This window comes from Pseudomonas sp. LBUM1653 (assembly GCF_059716115.1).
Genome location: NZ_CP166803.1, coordinates 928,768 through 947,659, shown reverse-complemented (window position 1 = coordinate 947,659; position 18,892 = coordinate 928,768). Strand labels below are relative to the sequence as shown.

General features: G+C 60.9%; 15 protein-coding genes and 1 pseudogene. 7 read left to right on the top strand and 9 right to left on the bottom strand.

The features are described from left to right. Window positions 1-59: 59 nt before the first annotated feature. Window positions 60-1,406 carry a metalloprotease PmbA gene (pmbA, locus tag ACA054_RS04165; RefSeq protein WP_497688307.1) on the bottom strand — a complete coding sequence of 449 codons (1,347 nt, stop codon included), beginning with the start codon at window positions 1,404-1,406 and terminating at the stop codon, window positions 60-62. Window positions 1,407-1,514: 108 nt separating this feature from the next. Here pmbA and yjgA point away from each other — a divergent pair, with 108 nt between their 5' ends. Further along, window positions 1,515-2,039, top strand: coding sequence for a ribosome biogenesis factor YjgA (gene yjgA, locus ACA054_RS04160; RefSeq protein WP_034148278.1), 525 nt, complete (start codon window positions 1,515-1,517; stop codon window positions 2,037-2,039). Between the two features lie 48 nt (window positions 2,040-2,087). On the opposite strand, the gene tldD is transcribed toward yjgA, so the two are convergent. The 8 genes from tldD to mreB form a co-directional block, all read right to left on the bottom strand. Continuing rightward, entirely contained in the window at window positions 2,088-3,530 is a 1,443-nt protein-coding gene (gene tldD, locus ACA054_RS04155) for a metalloprotease TldD (protein ID WP_497688306.1), read from the bottom strand. An 18-nt stretch (window positions 3,531-3,548) separates the two neighbouring features. Continuing rightward, complete coding sequence (locus tag ACA054_RS04150; protein ID WP_497688305.1) at window positions 3,549-4,397, bottom strand: carbon-nitrogen hydrolase family protein; 849 nt, start codon at window positions 4,395-4,397, stop codon at window positions 3,549-3,551. 176 nt (window positions 4,398-4,573) lie between these two features. Next, a complete protein-coding gene (locus ACA054_RS04145) occupies window positions 4,574-8,377 on the bottom strand; it encodes a YhdP family protein (RefSeq protein WP_497688304.1) in 3,804 nt (1,267 codons plus the stop codon). 75 nt (window positions 8,378-8,452) lie between these two features. Further along, window positions 8,453-9,910, bottom strand: coding sequence for a ribonuclease G (gene rng, locus ACA054_RS04140; protein WP_110746812.1), 1,458 nt, complete (start codon window positions 9,908-9,910; stop codon window positions 8,453-8,455). A 48-nt stretch (window positions 9,911-9,958) separates the two neighbouring features. Next, a complete protein-coding gene (locus ACA054_RS04135) occupies window positions 9,959-10,555 on the bottom strand; it encodes a Maf family protein (RefSeq protein WP_497688303.1) in 597 nt (198 codons plus the stop codon). A gap of 33 nt (window positions 10,556-10,588) precedes the next feature. Further along, window positions 10,589-11,080: a rod shape-determining protein MreD gene (gene mreD / locus ACA054_RS04130; RefSeq protein WP_497688302.1), complete on the bottom strand. Its 492-nt coding sequence runs from the start codon at window positions 11,078-11,080 to the stop codon at window positions 10,589-10,591. Continuing rightward, window positions 11,080-12,216, bottom strand: a complete 1,137-nt coding sequence (gene mreC, locus ACA054_RS04125) for a rod shape-determining protein MreC (RefSeq protein ID WP_497690243.1) — start codon at window positions 12,214-12,216, stop codon at window positions 11,080-11,082. Before mreC ends, mreD begins: the two co-directional genes overlap by 1 nt. Window positions 12,217-12,358: 142 nt before the next feature. Then, window positions 12,359-13,396: a rod shape-determining protein MreB gene (gene mreB / locus ACA054_RS04120; RefSeq protein WP_002555108.1), complete on the bottom strand. Its 1,038-nt coding sequence runs from the start codon at window positions 13,394-13,396 to the stop codon at window positions 12,359-12,361. 211 nt (window positions 13,397-13,607) lie between these two features. On the opposite strand from mreB, the gene gatC reads away from it, so the two are divergent. The 6 genes and pseudogenes from gatC to ACA054_RS04090 all read left to right on the top strand — a co-directional run bounded on the left by gatC (window position 13,608) and on the right by ACA054_RS04090 (window position 18,844). Beyond that, on the top strand, window positions 13,608-13,895 hold the full coding sequence (gene gatC, locus ACA054_RS04115; RefSeq protein ID WP_008054345.1) for an Asp-tRNA(Asn)/Glu-tRNA(Gln) amidotransferase subunit GatC: 288 nt from the start codon (window positions 13,608-13,610) through the stop codon (window positions 13,893-13,895). 16 nt (window positions 13,896-13,911) lie between these two features. Further along, window positions 13,912-15,363 (top strand): Asp-tRNA(Asn)/Glu-tRNA(Gln) amidotransferase subunit GatA, encoded by a 1,452-nt coding sequence (gatA, locus tag ACA054_RS04110; protein WP_497688301.1) that lies wholly within the window; start codon window positions 13,912-13,914, stop codon window positions 15,361-15,363. 10 nt (window positions 15,364-15,373) lie between these two features. Further along, window positions 15,374-16,819: an Asp-tRNA(Asn)/Glu-tRNA(Gln) amidotransferase subunit GatB gene (gene gatB, locus ACA054_RS04105; RefSeq protein WP_497688300.1), complete on the top strand. Its 1,446-nt coding sequence runs from the start codon at window positions 15,374-15,376 to the stop codon at window positions 16,817-16,819. 163 nt (window positions 16,820-16,982) lie between these two features. Continuing rightward, on the top strand, window positions 16,983-17,354 hold the full coding sequence (locus ACA054_RS04100) for a septal ring lytic transglycosylase RlpA family protein (RefSeq protein WP_497688299.1): 372 nt from the start codon (window positions 16,983-16,985) through the stop codon (window positions 17,352-17,354). A gap of 50 nt (window positions 17,355-17,404) precedes the next feature. Next, a pseudogene (locus tag ACA054_RS04095) lies at window positions 17,405-18,467 on the top strand (calcium/sodium antiporter). Further along, a complete protein-coding gene (locus ACA054_RS04090; RefSeq protein WP_497637929.1) occupies window positions 18,464-18,844 on the top strand; it encodes a carboxymuconolactone decarboxylase family protein in 381 nt (126 codons plus the stop codon). Before ACA054_RS04095 ends, ACA054_RS04090 begins: the two are co-directional and overlap by 4 nt. Window positions 18,845-18,892 lie beyond the last annotated feature (48 nt).

Genomic DNA, 18,892 nt, shown 5'->3' with positions numbered 1-18,892 from the left:
CCAATAAAAAAGGCGCACCACCCATTGGGTGGCGCGCCTTTTTTGTGTAACGGTGCGGCTTAGCTGCCCGCCACCGTCATCCGCTCGATCAACACCGAACCCGTGCGAATGTTGCTGCGCAGTTCCAGGTCATTACCCACGGCTACGATCTGCTTGAACATGTCACGCATGTTGCCGGCAATGGTCACTTCCTGGACAGCGAACTGGATTTCGCCGTTCTCGACCCAGTAACCCGCCGCGCCACGGGAGTAATCACCGGTGACCATGTTCAGGCCCTGGCCCATCAATTCGGTGACCAGCAGACCACGCCCCATGCGACGCAGCAGGGCGGCCTGGTCTTCATCGCCATGGGTGACGAACAGGTTGTGCACGCCGCCAGCGTTGGCGGTGCTCGGCATACCAAGTTTGCGACCTGAGTACGTGCCGAGTATGTAGGACACCAACTCGCCTTTTTCGACGAATGGTTTGGCGTAGGTTGCCAGGCCATCGCCATCGAACCCCGCACTGCCCATGGCCTGCATCAAATGCGGACGCTCGTCGATGGTCAGCCATTCCGGGAACAGCTTTTGCCCCAGGGTTCCTTCGAGGAACGAGGATTTACGGTACAAGTTACCGCCGGAAATCGCAGACAGGAAACTGCCGAACAACCCGCCGGCCAGCTCCGCGGAGAACAGCACCGGCACTTCGCAGGTCGGGACCGGGCGCGCGCCCAGACGGCTTGCCGCCCGTTGCGCAGCACGTTGGCCGATGCTCACCGGATCGGCCAGCAAATTGCCCTGGCGGTTCACGTCGTACCAGTAATCGCGCTGCATCTGGCCATCCGCCTCGGCGATCATGACGCAACTCAAGCTGTGCCGGGTCGACGCATAACCGCCAACAAATCCGTGGCTGTTGCCGTAGACGCGGCAGCCCTGATGCGTGCTCAGGGTGGTGCCATCGGCGTTCTTGATCCGGCTGTCGGCGGCAAACGCTGCGGCCTCACAGGCCAGCGCCTGCTCGATCGCTTGTTCCGGGGTGATGTCCCACTGGTGGAACAGGTCGAAGTCCTGAACATCCCTGGCCATCAGCGCTGCATCCGCCAGGCCCGAGGCTTCGTCTTCCGAGGTGTGCTGGGCAATCGCCAGGGCAGCGGCTACGGTTTCGCGAATTGCCTCCGGCCCACTGGCCGAGGTGCTGGCCGAGCCCTTGCGCTGACCGACGTACAAGGTGATGCCAAAACCCTGATCACGGTTGAATTCGACGGTTTCGACTTCACGCTGGCGAACCGTGGTCGACAGGCCTTGCTCCAGGGACACCGCCACTTCACAGGCACTGGCTCCCTGTCGCTTGGCTTCAGCGATGATCTGCTCGACTTGTTCTTGCAGTGCCGGCAACGCTTGTGGGCCGACGCTTTCAACTGCACTCATGCTGTTCTCCACTCAAATTCTACTTTCGGTAACGGTCATCGAGCGACCGGGCCGGACAAGCGGCCCCCGACTGGTTATCATGGCGGCGTTTCTTTGCGGACGGCCACCATGGTTGATTCTTACGACGACTCCCTCGATACGGGAGAAAAAAGCAAATCCCAGGTTAAACGCGAGCTGCATGCTCTGGTTGACCTCGGCGAGCGCCTTACAACGCTCAAGCCTGACTTGCTGGCAAAATTGCCGTTGACCGACGCCATGCGTCGGGCCCTGGCCGATGCGCCCAAGCACACTGCGAACATCGCGCGTAAACGGCACCTTCAGTTCATCGGCAAACTGATGCGCGATCAGGACACTGACGCGATTCTGGTATTGCTCGATCAACTCGATGCCTCCACTCGCCAGTACAACGAACGTTTCCATAACCTGGAACGTTGGCGCGATCGCCTGATCGCCGGCGACGATGCCGTACTGGAAAAATTCGTCGTCGACTACCCGGACGCGGACCGCCAGCAATTGCGTTCCCTGATCCGTCAGGCCCAACACGAGGTTGCGCAAAACAAGCCTCCTGCTTCGAGCCGTAAAATCTTCAAGTACATCCGAGAGCTGGACGAGACTCAACGCGGTCTGCGTTAAGTATCTGACCGGGTGAGTCGCCACGCGACTCACCCACAGCTCCAACTCTTACGCGCCCGTGCCACCCACGGTGATCGCATCAATCTTCAGCGTTGGCTGGCCGACACCCACCGGCACCGACTGCCCGTCCTTGCCACACGTCCCCACACCGCTGTCCAATGCCAGGTCGTTGCCGACCATCGACACCTTGCTCATGGCCTCCGGGCCGTTGCCGATCAATGTCGCGCCTTTGACCGGGGCGGTGATCTTGCCGTCTTCGATCAGGTACGCCTCGCTGGTGGAGAACACGAACTTGCCGCTGGTGATGTCCACCTGACCGCCGCCGAGGTTGGCGCAGTAGATGCCCTTCTTCACCGACGCGATGATTTCCGCCGGGTCGCTTTCGCCGGCGAGCATGTAGGTGTTGGTCATGCGCGGCATCGGCAGGTGCGCGTAGGATTCGCGACGGCCGTTACCAGTGCGGGCCACGCCCATCAGGCGGGCGTTGAGCTTGTCCTGCATGTAGCCCTTGAGAACGCCATTTTCGATCAGCGTGGTGCACTCGGTCGGCGTGCCCTCATCGTCGACACTCAAGGAGCCACGGCGACCGGACAGGGTGCCGTCATCGACGATCGTGCAGAGCTTGGAGGCAACCATCTCGCCCATGCGCCCGCTGTAAGCCGAGCTGCCCTTGCGGTTGAAGTCACCTTCCAGACCGTGACCGACCGCTTCGTGCAACAGCACGCCCGACCAGCCGGAACCCAGCACCACCGGAAAGGTACCCGCCGGCGCCGGAATGGCTTCCAGATTGACCAACGCCTGGCGCAGCGCTTCACGGGCATAGCTCATGGCGCGGTCTTCACCGAGGAAATAACGGTAATCGGTACGCCCGCCACCGCCGTGGCCGCCGCGTTCGCGACGGCCGTTCTGCTCGACGATCACACTGACGTTGAAGCGCACCAGTGGTCGTACATCCGCCGCCAGGCCGCCATCGGTGGACGCCACCAGAATCCGCTCCCAGACACCGGCCATGCTCACGGTGACTTGCTGGATACGCGGGTCAAGGGCGCGCGTGGCGGCATCGATGCGCTTGAGCAGATCGACTTTCTCGGCACGGGTCAGCACTTCCAGCGGATTGTCCGGCCCGTACAACTGCGCCACATCCTGGGTGGTGAACGCTTGCACGGTGCCATTCTGCCCGGCCCGGGAGATCGAACGAGCGGCACGGGCCGCCGCGCCCAGGGCTTCCAGGGTAATGGCATTGCTGTAGGCAAACCCGGTCTTCTCACCGGATTGCGCGCGAACGCCAACCCCTTGGTCGAGGTTGAAGCTGCCTTCCTTGACGATGCCGTCTTCCAGCGCCCAGGACTCGGAAATCTGCCCCTGGAAATACAAGTCGGCGGCATCGATGCCGGGGCCGGCCAGGTCGCCGAGCACACCTTGGAGACTTTCGATCGTTACACCACCGGGTGCCAGGAGGTGTTCACTGACTGAGGACAACAACTCGCTCATATGCTTTACGCCTTAAATTCATCGTTCTGAGGCAGGCCGCTGGGCGCCCTGCGAGAAAAAGCGCCGGTGACTGGACACCGGCATCCGCGCCCTTATGGACGCCTGTTCGCTGCTATCGCGTTCGGCCAGCAGCACGGCCTCGCCTTGATCCTGTTGTGCCAGCACCCGTCCCCATGGGTCGACAATTGCCGCGTGCCCCCAGGTTTCCCTCGGCCCCGGATGCGTGCCGCCCTGGGCGGCCGCGAGCACATAACACTGGGTCTCGATGGCTCGCGCACGAATCAGCACATCCCAATGTGCAGCGCCGGTCACGGCAGTAAAGGCCGACGGCGCGGTAATCAGCTGCGCACCGGCAGCACGCAGTTCGCTGTACAGCTCCGGGAAGCGCAGGTCATAACAAACCGTCAGGCCAACTCGCCCGACCGGTGTGTCCGCAACCACCACGCCACTGCCATAAGCATAGTCATCGGATTCGCGATAACGGCCGCGATTATCCGCCACGTCCACGTCAAACAGGTGCAGCTTGTCGTAACGCGCCACTGTCTGGCCTTGATCATCGACCAGCAACGAACAGGCATGCACCTTGGCCGTCGGCTGATCCACCGGCGGCAATGGCAAGGTGCCGGCCACTATCCATAACTTGAGGTCGCGGGCCGTCTGTTTCAACCACGGCAGGATCGGGCCTTCGCCCAGCGCCTCGGCGCGGCCGATGTCAGCGATGTCGCGCCGGCCCATGGCGGCGAAGTTTTCCGGCAGCACGGCCAATTTCGCACCGCCCGCGGCCGCTTGTTCAAGTAACTGACGCGCCCGGGCCAGATTGGCCGGCACATCGCTCTGGCTGACCATTTGGATAACAGCTACAGACATGGCCTTTCCTATATCTGGAAATCAACACACTCCTGTAGGAGCGAGGCTTGCCCGCGAAGAACGATGACGCGGTAATGCTGATAAACCGCGGCGCCTGGTTCGCGGGCAAGCCTCGCTCCTACAGGGATTAGCGTCGGAGCATTGGAACCTATGGCCATGCTACTCCATAGATGGCGTCAAAAAGCCTTGTCGAAGGTGATTTTCGGTTCTTTCCACGGCCCCTTGACGGTGTACTTCACGCTGGCAAAGCGCGACACACGGTCACCGATCAACTTGTCGATCAGGAACAGTGCCCCGCCGATCGCCGGTGCACCGACGATCAGGGCTGCAATTGGCAGGTTGTTGGTCACCGGCAAGGTCACCAACAGTTTCGCATCGATCTGATCGGCCACCATGTTCAGAGTGCCGTTGAGCTCGATGGTGCTCGACGGGCCGGTCAAGCGGATAGGCTCGCGGGTCACGTACACGCCATTGGTCGCCACCAGAAGGCCCTTGACCCGGTCATAGCTAAGGCCTTTGCCGAACAGGTCGGAGAAGTCCAGGCGCAAGCGGCGGCCAATGGAGTTGAAATTGAGCAGGCCAAATACCCGCAACGCCTGGGCACTGCCTTCAACCTCGACAAACTGGCCTTCATTGAGCGACGCATCGAGGGTGCCGGAAAAACGCTTGGTGGCCAGCCATGCCGGTGAGCCGGGCCAGCGGCCGTCGACATCCATGTGAAACTCCTGGCTGGTGACGCTCGGCGCAAAGCCCCAGCCCTTGAGCACATCCGCCAGGTTCTTGCCGCTGATCCGCCCCTTGTACCAACTTGTGCTGGCGCCGGGCGCGCCTTCCCAACCACCGCTGCCTTGCAACAGGATGCCCTTGAGGCCCATGTCCAGCGAGTTGAGTGCAATGCCCTTGGCTGTCGGACGCACCTTCAGCGACCAAGCGCCGACCAGGTCGTTGCCCTGGAACAGCTGATTGATGGTGATATCCAGGGCAGGGATCTTTTTCGGGTCCACCGAGGCCAGCGGATCCGGCGAGTTTTCGTCGGCCAGGACCTTAGGGTCAGGTGCCGGCAGACGCACAGTTTGCAGGTTGATCACCATCGGCGCGGCTTTGGCATCGGGGATGTTGGCGGTGCCCTTGACCTGCTGACTGTCGAGTTGCAAGGCCCATGCGGACGGTTTGCGCGTCAATTGCACCGCTGCCTGATCCAGCGTGGTGCCGAAGGCGCTGAGCTTGCCGACCTTGATGTCGGCACCACTGAGCAACTGCTTGGCACTGCCGCCGGGATCTTGCCCGGCATACTTGCTCAGCAGATCCTGCCACGGGCCGACATCCAGTTCCGACAGCACACCGCGTACCCGCAGGCCTTTGGCACCTGGCAGAACGGCATTGCCGCTGCCCAGAAACAGCTCACCACGACCGTCGGCAAAATTGTCTTTTGGTGCGGCAAACGTGAAATTCGCCAATTCACCGTAGTTCACCCAGTAGCGCCGTTCCGGCCCCTGCAAGGTCATGCGGAATGTCGTATCGCGCCCCGCATCGGCAGCCATCCCGAAGGGCGCTGGCAAATCAACCGCAACGCCTTTGAGATTGGAGCTGACCAACAACTGACTGTCAGCACCATCCAGGGTCAGTTGCAGTTGATACGGGATCACGCCGCTCACCGGCAACGGCTGGGTCACGCTCAGCCAGTCCGTGAGTTTCTTGACTTCGACCTGCCCGGAAGCGGTGACCCGGGTGTTGAGCTTGCCCTCGCGACCCTCGGCGAAAATTTGCGCAGTCACCGGTTTATCGAAGGCGCGCGCGCTGATGTTCTGCCCGCTCAAGCCTTTGCTGCTGTCGAAACGGAAGTCACCTTTGAGCTGAGTCAGCTCGAGGGGGGGCTCGGGCAGTTTCAGACGGGCCTTTGCCGTTTTGAAGTCAACCAGGATCTTCGGCTGCTCGCCCTTGGCCAGCGGAATATCCAGCTTCAGCTTGCCTTGCAGATCGCCCTCGCCCTCCCAACCAGCAAAAGTCTCGGCAGTGCCGATCGGCGCTTCCTTGAGAATTTTCAGACCATCGCCCAATCCGCCGGCGAACGCGCCATCGAGAAACAGATGACTGTTCTGCCCGGCAGGCACGTGGGGGATATTGACGTAAATGTCGCGGACCTGGGTGTCGAGCAACTGTCCCTTGCTGGCTAGAATCCGCACGCCACTGTCTTCAACAAACACATCACCCGTGACCTTGCTGACATGCGGCCAGCCGGGCTGAAACGCCAGCTCGGCATCGTGGACCTTGAAAAACAGGCTGATGCTGCGGGCCGTTTCAGCCGCGCCATGGTTCAACGAGCCTTGGTACTGGAAGAAACCCTGATCCACTGCACCTTTTAGAATCGCCGTACGCAGCCATTCGTCCAGCGCCGGGCTGAGGACTGTCGGCAGGTATTTGGCGGTGTAGCGACCGTCGCCGTCCACCAGACCGACCCGCAGGTCCATGTAGTCTTCCTGGGTGTCATCGAAAAACAGGCGGATCAGGAAGTCGCCGGCAATCTTGCCTTCCTCGCCCAGCACCTTCAGGTACGGCGCGATCAGGGTGAAACTTTCCTTATCGAGCTTCCAGGACAGGGTTGCGTTGGCTTGAATGTATTGCCATGGCTTGGCGAAAATCGGCTCCAGGTGCAGCATGAAATCCTTGCTGTCCATGCGCAACTCGCCATGACCAAGGTCCCCGCTGATGCTGCCTGTGACATTACGCGCCGCGGGTGCGCCGTGATACGCGTCAAAGCCGACCTGATCAAGGTTGGCCGCGAAGCTGAACCTGCTGTCGTCGGTGGCATTGGGCTTCACATCGATCAGGACGTTGCGCAGTCCACCGGTGACTTTGAGCTGCTCGACCACCTTGGCGACCCCTTCCGGCAATGGCGCCAGGGCATTGAGCAAGGGTGTGAGTGGCGTCAGGTCGAGACGGTCGGCTTGCAGGTGCCAGAGATCCTGCGCCCTGTCCGAAACCGTGGTCTGCTTGAATTGCAGACGTGATTCCCAACGGGTCTCGCCAAGGTTCATGGCCAGGGAATCCACTGTTACCAGCATGCCCTCGGCGCTGCGCTGGAAATAACCGTTAAGCGCCAGGTTGTTGATCAGGATCGGCTTGCGTTCGGCATAGGCACCCTTGAATTGCGGTGCATTGAAACGGACGGCGGCACTTTGCAAGGCGCCCTTGCCCCAGGTTGCCCACAGCTCGCCACCGGCCTTGATCTCGGAGAAATTCCATTGCTGGGTCAGGGTTTCGGGCAACCATTTCGACCAGTCGCTTTGCGGCAAGCTTACATAAAACTCCGCTTCGCCTTCCTTCCACTGGCTGGCACGAATGCGGGTACGCACACTCATGGCCAATGGCTGGCCATCGGGCAGGGTCAGGCGGGCATCGAGTCGCTGACGGGATGAGCCGGATTTCAAAGTCGCGCCGACGTATGTCAGGGTCAGCGGCGATTCTCCCCACGGCTGCAAAGTGACCTGGCTGTCGAGTACCGACAACTGCTGGATCATTTGCATGTGATTGAGCAACTGCTCCGGGTCGAGGGGCTGATTGTCCTTGACCGGCAATCCTTCCAGCGCCCACTCGCCATCATCGCCTTGTTTGACGCTGATCTTCAGGCCATTAAGCTCCAGATTGGCGATGCGCACGTCGCGCGCCAGCAGACTGGCCCACAGGTCCGGGACAGCTTGTACGTGTTCCAGGTGCAGGGCGTTGGCACCCTCGCCTACGGTCACGTCGTGAGCCGACAAGATGGGCGCGAAGCCACTCCAGCTGCCTGTCAACTCGCCGATTTGCAGGGGCATGCCCAAGGCCTCGCTGGCCTTGGTTTCGACTTCGACACGGTACTCGGCCACCAACGGCGCCAGTTCCCGGCCAAGGCTGACGTACAACGCCATCAACACCAAAACCAACGCGCACAGGCCCAGACCCCAGCGGGTCAGTGTGGCCAATATGCGTGTCAGACGCTCCATGTCAGTTGGCTCCCATGGCAAAAGTCTTGCAGAAAGCTGAGGCCAGCCGTTCAGGAAAATTCAAGACGCAGCAGTTCAGAGCAGCACGACGTCGTATTGTTCCTGGGAATACATGGTTTCGACCTGGAACCTGATGGTGCGCCCGATGAAAACTTCAAGTTCGGCGACGTTACCCGACTCTTCATCGAGCAGACGGTCGACAACTCGCTGGTTCGCCAATACACGATAGCCTTCCGCCTGATAGGCGCGTGCCTCACGGAGGATTTCGCGGAAGATTTCGTAGCAAATGGTTTCCGGTGTCTTCAGCTTGCCGCGCCCCTGGCAACTGGTGCACGGCTCGCACAGGACCTGTTCGAGGCTTTCGCGGGTGCGCTTGCGGGTCATCTGTACCAGGCCCAACTCGGTGATGCCGATAATGTTGGTCTTGGCGTGGTCGCGCTCCAGTTGCTTCTCGAGCGTGCGCAGCACCTGGCGCTGGTGTTCTTCATCTTCCATGTCGATGAAGTCGATGATGATGATCCCGCCCAGGTTGCGCAGCCTCAGCTGACGGGCAATGGCGGTCGCCGCTTCGAGGTTGGTCTTGAAGATGGTTTCTTCAAGATTGCGATGCCCGACGAAAGCCCCGGTGTTGACGTCGATGGTGCTCATCGCTTCCGCCGGGTCGACCACCAGATAACCGCCAGACTTCAACGGGACTTTGCGCTCAAGTGCCTTCTGAATTTCATCTTCGACACCGTACAGGTCGAAAATCGGTCGTTCGCCCGGATAATGTTCCAGACGATCGGCGATCTCTGGCATCAGTTCGGCGACGAACTGCGTGGTTTTCTGGAAGGTTTCCCGGGAATCGATGCGAATTTTCTCGATCTTCGGGCTCACCAGGTCGCGTAGAGTGCGCAGCGCCAGGCCGAGATCTTCATAGATCACGCTCGGTGCGCTGATGGTCTTGATCTGCTCGCTGATCTGGTCCCACAGACGTCGCAGGTAGCGGATGTCCATGAGGATTTCATCGGCCCCGGCGCCTTCGGCCGCCGTGCGCAGGATGAACCCGCCCGCTTCCTTGATGCCTTCTTTGGCCACGCAATCGGTGACCACTTGCTTAAGGCGTTCGCGTTCGGCTTCGTCTTCGATCTTCAGCGAAATACCGACGTGAGCGGTGCGCGGCATGTACACCAGATAACGCGAAGGGATCGACAGCTGCGTCGTCAGGCGCGCACCTTTGGAGCCGATGGGGTCCTTGGTGACTTGCACCACCAGGCTCTGGCCTTCGTGCACCAGCGCACTGATGCTCTCGACTGCCGGCCCTTCACGCAAGGATATTTCCGAGGCATGAATGAACGCAGCGCGGTCCAGGCCGATATCGACGAACGCCGCCTGCATGCCGGGCAATACCCGCACGACCTTGCCTTTGTAGATGTTGCCGACGATCCCGCGCTTTTGCGTGCGCTCGACATGAACTTCTTGCAGGACACCGTTTTCGACCACCGCCACGCGCGATTCCATCGGCGTGATGTTGATCAGGATCTCTTCACTCATGGCAGGGTCTCGTTCAGGCATGTTCACGATAATGGCCGGGTACGACGCTTAGCGCGCGTTATTGGGTTGCCAACAGGGTATGCCGAAATGGCCGAGCAGTTCCGCGGTTTCGCACAACGGCAGTCCAACCACCGCCGAATAACTTCCAGTGAGCCCGGCGACAAACACCGCGCCCAGTCCTTGAATGCCGTAGCCACCGGCCTTGTCCCGGGGTTCGCCGCTGGCCCAGTAGGCGGCCGCTTCATCGCGACCGACAGAACGGAAACGCACCAGACTGCGCACCACCCGGGACTCGCAGCGCTCGCCGTCAAGCACGGCAATGGCCGTCAGCACTTCATGCTCTTGTCCTGCCAACATCATAAGCATGGCGCAAGCGTCAGCTTCATCAACCGGCTTGCCGAGAATTTTCCCGTTCAGCACGACCGCGGTGTCGGCGCCCAGCACGCAAAAATCTACATCGGACACGACCGCACCGCGCCCGGCCTCAGCCTTGCCACGCGCGAGGCGTTCGACATAGGCCGAGGGGGATTCGTGACATGAAGGGGTTTCATCAATGTCCGCACTGACTGCGGAAAACGGCACGCCGATCTGCGTGAGCAGTTCACGCCGACGCGGTGAGCCAGAGGCGAGGTACAACCGTTTCATCAAGACCTCTCCCTGTCTGAATACATGAGCGACTCAGTTGATTTTGTAGCGTCGACGCAATCCGCGCAAACCGAAGCTGACCCAAGGCCAGAGCAACGCGCTGACCAGTGCCGGCAATACCAGCGCCAGGGTCGGTTGACGGTTGCCGGTCAGGGCGCTGAGCCATAGTTGTACCAGCTGGGCGAGGCCGAAGATCACCAGGATCACCAGGCTCTGCTGCCACATCGGGAACATTCGCAGGCGTTGTTGCAGCGCCAGCACCAGGTAGGTGATGAGCGACAGGATCAACGCATTCTGACCCAGCAGCGTGCCGTACAGCACATCCTCGGCCAGCCCCAGGCACCAGGCGGTGACCATCCCGACTTTCTGCGGCAGCGCCAGCGCCCAGAACGCCAGCAGCAAGGCCAGCCACAGGGGGCGCAGGATTTCCATGAATTGCGGCAGCGGCGATACGCTGAGCAACATGCCGATGGCGAATGTCAGCCAGACGATCCAGCCGTTTCGGGAAGCTGTAACACCGACCATTATTCTCGTCCCCCAGTGGTAGCCGGCGCGGAGACAGGCGGTTTGGCAACAGGCTTGACGACAGCGGGTTGCGCCGCCGGTGGCTTGGCGGGTGCAGTCGCAGTGGGTTTGGCAGCAGGTTTGGCGGCAGGCTTGGCCGGGGTCGAGGCAGCCGGCGTGGCCGCTGGAGACGCAGGAGCAGCGGGAGCGGGAGCAGCAACAGCCGCCGGTACAACCGCCGGCCTTGGCACGGTCGCCGGAATGATCGGCCCACCGCCCTGCGCATCCAGGCTTTCCTGGGCCTGGGCAGCATCGTTGGCACGTTCTTCGGCGGTCCGGGTGTCGCTGAACACCAGCAGCAGGTAACGGCTGCGGTTCAAGGCGGCGGTCGGTACGGCGCGAACAATGGCGAACGGCTGGCCGGAATCGTGGATCACTTCCTTGACCGTCGCCACCGGGTAACCTGCCGGGAAGCGCTGGCCGAGGCCGGAACTGACCAACAGGTCGCCTTCTTTGATATCGGCGGTATCGGCCACGTGACGCAGTTCAAGGCGCTCCGGGTTGCCCGTACCGCTGGCAATGGCGCGCAGACCGTTGCGGTTGACCTGCACCGGAATGCTGTGGGTGGAATCGGTCAGCAGCAGGACCCGGGAGGTGTAGGGCATCAACTCGACCACCTGGCCCATCAGACCACGGGCATCGAGGACCGGCTGACCGAGCACCACGCCGTCGCGCTCACCCTTGTTGATGATGATGCGGTGGGTGAACGGGTTGGGGTCCATGCCGATCAATTCGGCCACTTCGACCTTTTCGTTGACCAGCGCCGAAGAGTTGAGCAACTCGCGCAGCCGAACGTTCTGCTCGGTCAGGGAGGCAAGCTTTTGCATGCGTCCCTGCAACAGCAGGTTTTCGCTCTTGAGTTTTTCGTTTTCTGCGACCAGTTCGGTGCGGCTGCCAAACTGGCTGGCCACACCCTGCCATAGCCGCTGCGGCAGGTCGGTGATCCAGTAAGACTGCATCAGCACCAGCGACATCTGGCTACGCACTGGCTTGAACAGTGTGAAGCGGGCATCGACCACCATCAGCGCGACCGACAGCACGACCAGCACCAACAAGCGCACGCCCAGTGAGGGACCCTTGGTGAAAAGCGGTTTAATAAGCCGCTCCTCCCAGGCAAATGTTCTCTTTATTCATACGGCATCAAACCGGCCTGGATGCAGACGACAGAAGATAAACGCGAACAGGCAGCACTGCAAAGTGCCGCCTGCGCGCTCAACAGCATAGAGGCGATCCGGCGATTTATTCGCTGGAGAGCAGGTCCATGGTGTGTTTATCCATCATTTCCAATGCACGGCCACCGCCGCGAGCAACGCAGGTCAACGGGTCTTCGGCAACGATCACCGGCAGGCCGGTTTCCTGGGCCAGCAACTTGTCGAGGTCACGCAGCAAGGCGCCACCGCCGGTCAACACCAGGCCGCGCTCGGCGATGTCGGAAGCCAGTTCCGGCGGCGATTGCTCCAGAGCGCTTTTCACGGCCTGAACGATGGTCGCCAGCGACTCTTGCAGCGCTTCGAGCACTTCGTTGGAGTTCAGGGTGAATGCGCGCGGAACGCCTTCAGCCAGGTTGCGGCCACGAACGTCGACTTCGCGTACTTCGCCGCCCGGGTAGGCGGTACCGATTTCCTGCTTGATGCGCTCGGCAGTGGACTCACCGATCAGGCTGCCATAGTTGCGACGCACATAAGTGATGATCGCTTCGTCGAAACGGTCGCCACCAACGCGTACGGATTCGGCGTAGACCACACCGTTCAGGGAGATCAGCGCGATTTCGGTGGTACCGCCACCGATATCCACGACCATCGAACCGCGGGCTTCTTCAACCGGCAGGCCTGCACCGATCGCAGCAGCCATCGGCTCTTCGATCAGGAACACTTCACGGGCACCGGCACCGAGCGCCGATTCACGGATGGCGCGACGCTCAACCTGGGTGGACTTGCATGGCACGCAGATCAGCACACGAGGGCTAGGCTGCAGGAAGCTGTTTTCATGAACCTTGTTGATAAAGTACTGCAGCATCTTTTCGCAGACGCTGAAGTCGGCGATCACGCCGTCTTTCATCGGACGAATGGCAGCAATGTTGCCCGGCGTACGGCCCAACATGCGCTTCGCTTCGGTGCCGACAGCAACGACACTTTTCTGGTTACCGTGCGTCCGAATGGCCACAACCGATGGTTCATTCAGGACGATACCGCGCTCACGCACGTAAATAAGGGTGTTGGCAGTGCCCAGGTCGATCGAAAGATCGCTGGAAAACATGCCACGCAGTTTCTTGAACATGGGATAGGGACCCTAGGCAACGCGTGGGTAAAAAAGTGCGGCAAACTCTAACAACGACAGGGATTTTGGGCAAGGCGCCAATATGTTAAATTGGCCGCTTTTCTGTGCACCAAACCCCACAATCGCGGCCATATGACCGTAGAAGTGCGGTAGTGTTCCGACAATCTAACACACGGACGCCGTCCGTCTTGTTTTCCACTGGAGAATCCCAATGGCGCTTGAACGCTCCGACGTGGAAAAAATCGCTCATCTGGCCTGCCTTGGCCTCAATGATGCCGATCTTCCACACATTACTTCGGCCCTCAACAGCATTCTCGGGCTGGTCGACGAAATGCAGGCGGTCAATACCGATGGTATCGAGCCGCTCGCCCACCCACTGGAAGCCAGCCAGCGCCTGCGTGCAGACGTCGTGACCGAGAGCAACAATCGCGAGGCCTACCAGTCCATCGCACCAGCGGTCGAAAACGGCCTGTACCTGGTTCCGAAAGTCATCGACTAAAGGGAAAGAGCCTGCAATGCATCAATTGACTCTGGCCGAGATCGCCCGCGGACTCGCCGATAAAAAGTTTTCCTCCGAAGAGCTGACCAAAGTCCTGCTGGCGCGCATCGCCCAGCTCGATCCGCAGCTCAACAGCTTCATCAGCCTCACCGAAGACCTCGCGCTTACGCAGGCGAAAGCCGCTGACGCCCGTCGGGCCAATGGTGAGAACGGCGCGCTACTTGGTGCGCCGATCGCCCACAAGGACCTGTTCTGCACCCAGGGCATCCGCACCAGCTGCGGCTCGAAGATGCTCGACAACTTCAAGGCTCCGTACGACGCCACCGTCGTCGCCAAGCTGGCCGCTGCCGGGGCCGTGACCCTGGGCAAGACCAACATGGACGAATTCGCCATGGGCTCGGCCAACGAGTCGAGCTACTACGGCGCGGTGAAAAACCCGTGGAACCTGGAACACGTTCCGGGTGGTTCATCCGGCGGTTCGGCGGCGGCAGTTGCTGCTCGTCTGCTGCCTGCGGCGACCGGCACCGATACTGGCGGCTCCATTCGTCAGCCCGCTGCATTGACCAACCTGACCGGCCTGAAACCGACGTACGGTCGCGTTTCGCGCTGGGGCATGATCGCCTATGCCTCCAGCCTCGATCAGGGCGGTCCATTGGCGCGCACTGCCGAAGACTGCGCAATTTTGTTGCAAGGTATGGCCGGCTTCGATCCGAACGACTCCACCAGCATCGATGAGCCCGTGCCGGACTACAGCGCCAGCCTCAACGGTTCGCTGCAAGGCCTGCGCATCGGCGTGCCTAAAGAGTATTTCAGCGCCGGTCTCGACCCGCGCATTGCCGATCTGGTCATGGCCAGCGTCGAAGAGCTGAAAAAGCTCGGCGCCGTGGTCAAGGAAATCAGCCTGCCGAATATGCAGCACGCGATTCCTGCGTACTACGTGATCGCCCCGGCGGAAGCCTCTTCCAACCTGTCGCGTTTCGATGGCGTGCGTTTCGGCTATCGCTGCGAAGACCCGAAAAACCTGGAAGACCTGTACAAGCGCTCTCGTGGCGAAGGTTTCGGAACGGAAGTGCAGCGCCGGATCATGGTCGGTGCCTACGCCCTGTCCGCCGGTTACTACGACGCCTACTACCTGAAGGCGCAGAAGATTCGTCGCTTGATCAAGAACGACTTCATGGCGGCCTTCAATGAGGTCGACATCATCCTCGGCCCAACCACGCCGAACCCGGCCTGGAAGCTCGGCGCCAAGAACAGCGACCCGGTCGCAGCCTACCTGGAAGACGTCTACACCATCACCGCCAACCTCGCCGGCCTGCCAGGCCTGTCGATGCCGGCCGGTTTTGTCGATGGTCTGCCAGTGGGCGTGCAACTGCTCGCTCCGTATTTCCAGGAAGGTCGCCTGTTGAACGTTGCCCACCAGTATCAGCTAAACACTGACTGGCACACCCGCACCCCAACCGGCTTCTGAGGAGACACACATGCAATGGGAAGTCGTGATCGGGCTGGAGATTCACACCCAGCTCACCACCCGGTCGAAAATCTTTTCCGGTAGTTCCACCACCTTCGGTTCCGAGCCGAACACCCAGGCCAGCCTGATCGACCTGGGCATGCCCGGCGTGCTTCCGGTGCTGAACCAGGAAGCGGTGCGCATGGCGGTGATGTTCGGTCTGGCGATTGACGCCGAGATCGGCCAGCACAACGTGTTCGCCCGTAAAAACTATTTCTACCCGGACCTGCCCAAGGGCTACCAGATCAGCCAGATGGAATTGCCGATCGTCGGCAAGGGCCACCTGGACATCGCCTTGGAAGACGGCACGGTCAAACGCGTCGGCATCACCCGCGCGCATCTGGAAGAAGACGCCGGTAAAAGCCTGCACGAAGAGTTCAGCGGCGCCAGCGGCATCGACCTGAACCGTGCCGGCACGCCGTTGCTGGAAATCGTTTCCGAGCCGGACATGCGCAGCGCCAAGGAAGCCGTGGCTTACGTCAAGGCGGTCCACGCCCTGGTGCGCTACCTCGGCATCTGCGACGGCAACATGGCCGAAGGCTCGCTGCGTTGCGACTGCAACGTGTCGATCCGTCCAAAGGGCCAGGTCGAATTCGGTACGCGCTGCGAGATCAAGAACGTCAACTCGTTCCGCTTCATCGAGAAGGCGATCAACAGCGAAATCCAGCGTCAGATCGAGCTGATCGAAGACGGCGGCAAGGTGATCCAGCAGACCCGCCTGTACGATCCGAACAAGGACGAAACCCGTCCGATGCGCAGCAAAGAGGAAGCCAACGACTACCGTTACTTCCCCGATCCGGACCTGCTGCCCGTCGTGATCGAAAACACCTTCCTCGATGACGTGCGCGCCACCCTGCCGGAACTGCCACCGCAAAAACGCGAGCGTTTCCAGGAGCAGTTCGGTCTGTCGGTCTACGACGCCAGCGTGCTGGCCACCAGCCGCGAACAAGCCGATTACTTCGAGAAAGTTGCGAGCATCGGCGGTGACGCCAAGCTGGCAGCGAACTGGGTGATGGTCGAGTTGGGCAGCCTGCTCAACAAGCAAGGCCTGGACATCGATCAGTCGCCGGTTTCCGCAGAGCAACTGGGCGGCATGCTGCTGCGCATCAAGGACAACACCATCTCCGGCAAGATAGCCAAGGTGGTGTTTGAAGCGATGGCCAACGGCGAAGGCAGCGCGGACGAGATCATCGACAAGCGCGGCCTCAAGCAAGTGACCGACACCGGCGCGATCTCGGCGGTGCTGGACGAAATGCTCGCAGCCAATGCCGAGCAGGTCGAGCAATACCGCGCGGCAGACGAAGCCAAGCGCAGCAAGATGTTCGGCTTCTTCGTCGGCCAGGCCATGAAAGCCTCCAAAGGCAAGGCCAACCCGCAACAGGTCAACGAACTGCTCAAAAGCAAGCTCGAAGGCTGATTGCAATGGAGCCAGTTTTTAAGTCTGGCTCAAATCACTGTGGGAGCGAGCTTGCTCCGGGCGGCGTTCCGACGATAGCGGTCCGGCACTCAACACAAAGTTGACTGTCAGAATGCCAATCGCGAGCAAGCTCGCTCCCACATTTGTTTTCGGAAGCTTTCAAATGAAGCATCTACTTGGACTTTGCGCCCTGCTCTCGCTGCTCGCCGGCTGCGCCAGCACCGACACCATCGACCCGCACGGCTACGACAAAACCGGCGTTGCCTCCTATTACGGCGCCAAACACCAAGGCAAACGCACCGCCAGTGGCGAGCGCTTCAACAAGAATTCCCTGACCGCCGCCCATCGCCAGCTACCCTTCGGTACACGGGTGAAGGTCACCAACCTGAAAAACGACAGATCCTGCGTGGTACGCATCAACGACCGTGGCCCCCACACCCGTGGCCGCCTGATCGACCTGTCCCATGAAGCCGCCGAACAGCTGGGCATGCTCAAAAGCGGCACCGCGCGGGTTCGCGTGCAAGCCCTCGACTGACCGACGGAGCCCCGACCATTTTCGGACTAGCCGATTTACCCCTGATCAGCGTGATCGAATTGCTCAGCGGGCTGGTGTTGCTGATTGCCGGCGCCGAACTGATGGTGCGCGCTGCCGTGCGCCTGGCAGCACGCCTGCATGTACGCCCACTGATCATCGGCCTGACCATCGTCGCCCTCGGCAGCAGCGCACCGCAGATGGCGGTCAGCCTGCAAGCCACCCTGGCGCACAACGCCGACATTGCCGTCGGCAGCGTGATCGGCAGCAGCATCTTCAACATCCTCGTGACCCTCGGGCTCTCCGCCCTGATCATACCGTTGCGGGTTTCCCGGCAACTGGTGCGCCTGGATATTCCGTTGATGATCGGCGCCAGCCTGCTGGTGTTTATCCTGGCGTGGAATGAAGAACTGACCCGTGCCGACGGCGTCATGCTACTGGTGGCATTGCTGCTGTACCTGGGCTTGTTGCTGCGCCAGTCGCGGCATTCGGCACGTCCGGTATCAAGCCATGACCACAGCGGCGAAGCGCCATGGCTGCGCAGCCTGCTGATGATCCTCGCAGGCCTGGCGATGCTGGTGTACGCCGGGCATCTGCTGCTGGGTGCGGCGGTAGCGGTCGCCACCGACCTGGGGCTGTCGGAGCGGATCATCGGCCTGACCATCGTCGCCGTCGGCACCTCCCTCCCGGAGCTGGCCACTTCGCTTATCGCCGCCTTGCGCGGCGAACGGGAAATTGCCGTGGGCAACGTGATTGGCAGCAATCTGTTCAACCTTCTGGGCGTGCTGGGTTTGACAGCGCTGATCGCTCCGTCGCCTCTGTCGGTATCGCCAAACGCCCTGGATTTCGACTTGCCGGTGATGCTTGGCGTCGCGGCATTGTGCCTGCCGGTGTTCTATTCCGGTTACCGGGTGACCCGCGCCGAAGGCCTGATGTTTCTGGGTTTGTACCTGGCTTACGGCCTGCACGTGGTGTCGTTCACCACCGGCATGCCGCTAGCCGGCAAGCTTGAACACCTGATGCTTTTTTTCGTCCTGCCGGCGCTACTGGCGTTCTTGTTGTTCACGTCATTGCGCGCCTGGCGTCGCCAACACCAGTAAGAGGGAATTGCCATGACCGAGAATAAGAAAACCGGCGTTGAAGTACGTCGCCAAGTGATGGGCGACACCTTCGTCGACCGCGCACTGGGCAACGCTACCGAGTTCACCCAGCCGCTGCAGGACTTCGTCAACGAACATGCCTGGGGCGGGGTCTGGAATCGCGAAGGCCTGCCGTTGAAAACCCGCAGCCTGATTACCCTTGCCGCGCTCACCGCATTGAAGTGCCCGCAGGAATTGAAAGGTCACGTGCGCGGCGCGCTGAACAACGGCTGTACCGTGGAAGAGATACGCGAAGCGCTGCTGCATTGCGCGGTGTATGCCGGGGTGCCAGCGGCGATCGATGCGTTTCGCGCGGCGCAGGAAGTGATCGACAGCTATCAGAAGCCGGAGTGAAGACTTCTCTTGTGTAACGCTCGTGGCTAAATAGTTCACCCACATATT

Excerpts from the sequence above, each read along its gene's own strand:
- pmbA (WP_497688307.1), bottom strand. The coding sequence starts at position 1,406 with ATGAGTGCAGTTGAAAGCGTCGGCCCACAAGCGTTGCCGGCACTGCAA.
- yjgA (WP_034148278.1), top strand. The coding sequence starts at position 1,515 with ATGGTTGATTCTTACGACGACTCCCTCGATACGGGAGAAAAAAGCAAA.
- tldD (WP_497688306.1), bottom strand. The coding sequence starts at position 3,530 with ATGAGCGAGTTGTTGTCCTCAGTCAGTGAACACCTCCTGGCACCCGGT.
- ACA054_RS04150 (WP_497688305.1), bottom strand. The coding sequence starts at position 4,397 with ATGTCTGTAGCTGTTATCCAAATGGTCAGCCAGAGCGATGTGCCGGCC.
- ACA054_RS04145 (WP_497688304.1), bottom strand. The coding sequence starts at position 8,377 with ATGGAGCGTCTGACACGCATATTGGCCACACTGACCCGCTGGGGTCTG.
- rng (WP_110746812.1), bottom strand. The coding sequence starts at position 9,910 with ATGAGTGAAGAGATCCTGATCAACATCACGCCGATGGAATCGCGCGTG.
- ACA054_RS04135 (WP_497688303.1), bottom strand. The coding sequence starts at position 10,555 with ATGAAACGGTTGTACCTCGCCTCTGGCTCACCGCGTCGGCGTGAACTG.
- mreD (WP_497688302.1), bottom strand. The coding sequence starts at position 11,080 with ATGGTCGGTGTTACAGCTTCCCGAAACGGCTGGATCGTCTGGCTGACA.
- mreB (WP_002555108.1), bottom strand. The coding sequence starts at position 13,396 with ATGTTCAAGAAACTGCGTGGCATGTTTTCCAGCGATCTTTCGATCGAC.
- gatC (WP_008054345.1), top strand. The coding sequence starts at position 13,608 with ATGGCGCTTGAACGCTCCGACGTGGAAAAAATCGCTCATCTGGCCTGC.
- gatA (WP_497688301.1), top strand. The coding sequence starts at position 13,912 with ATGCATCAATTGACTCTGGCCGAGATCGCCCGCGGACTCGCCGATAAA.
- gatB (WP_497688300.1), top strand. The coding sequence starts at position 15,374 with ATGCAATGGGAAGTCGTGATCGGGCTGGAGATTCACACCCAGCTCACC.
- ACA054_RS04100 (WP_497688299.1), top strand. The coding sequence starts at position 16,983 with ATGAAGCATCTACTTGGACTTTGCGCCCTGCTCTCGCTGCTCGCCGGC.
- ACA054_RS04090 (WP_497637929.1), top strand. The coding sequence starts at position 18,464 with ATGACCGAGAATAAGAAAACCGGCGTTGAAGTACGTCGCCAAGTGATG.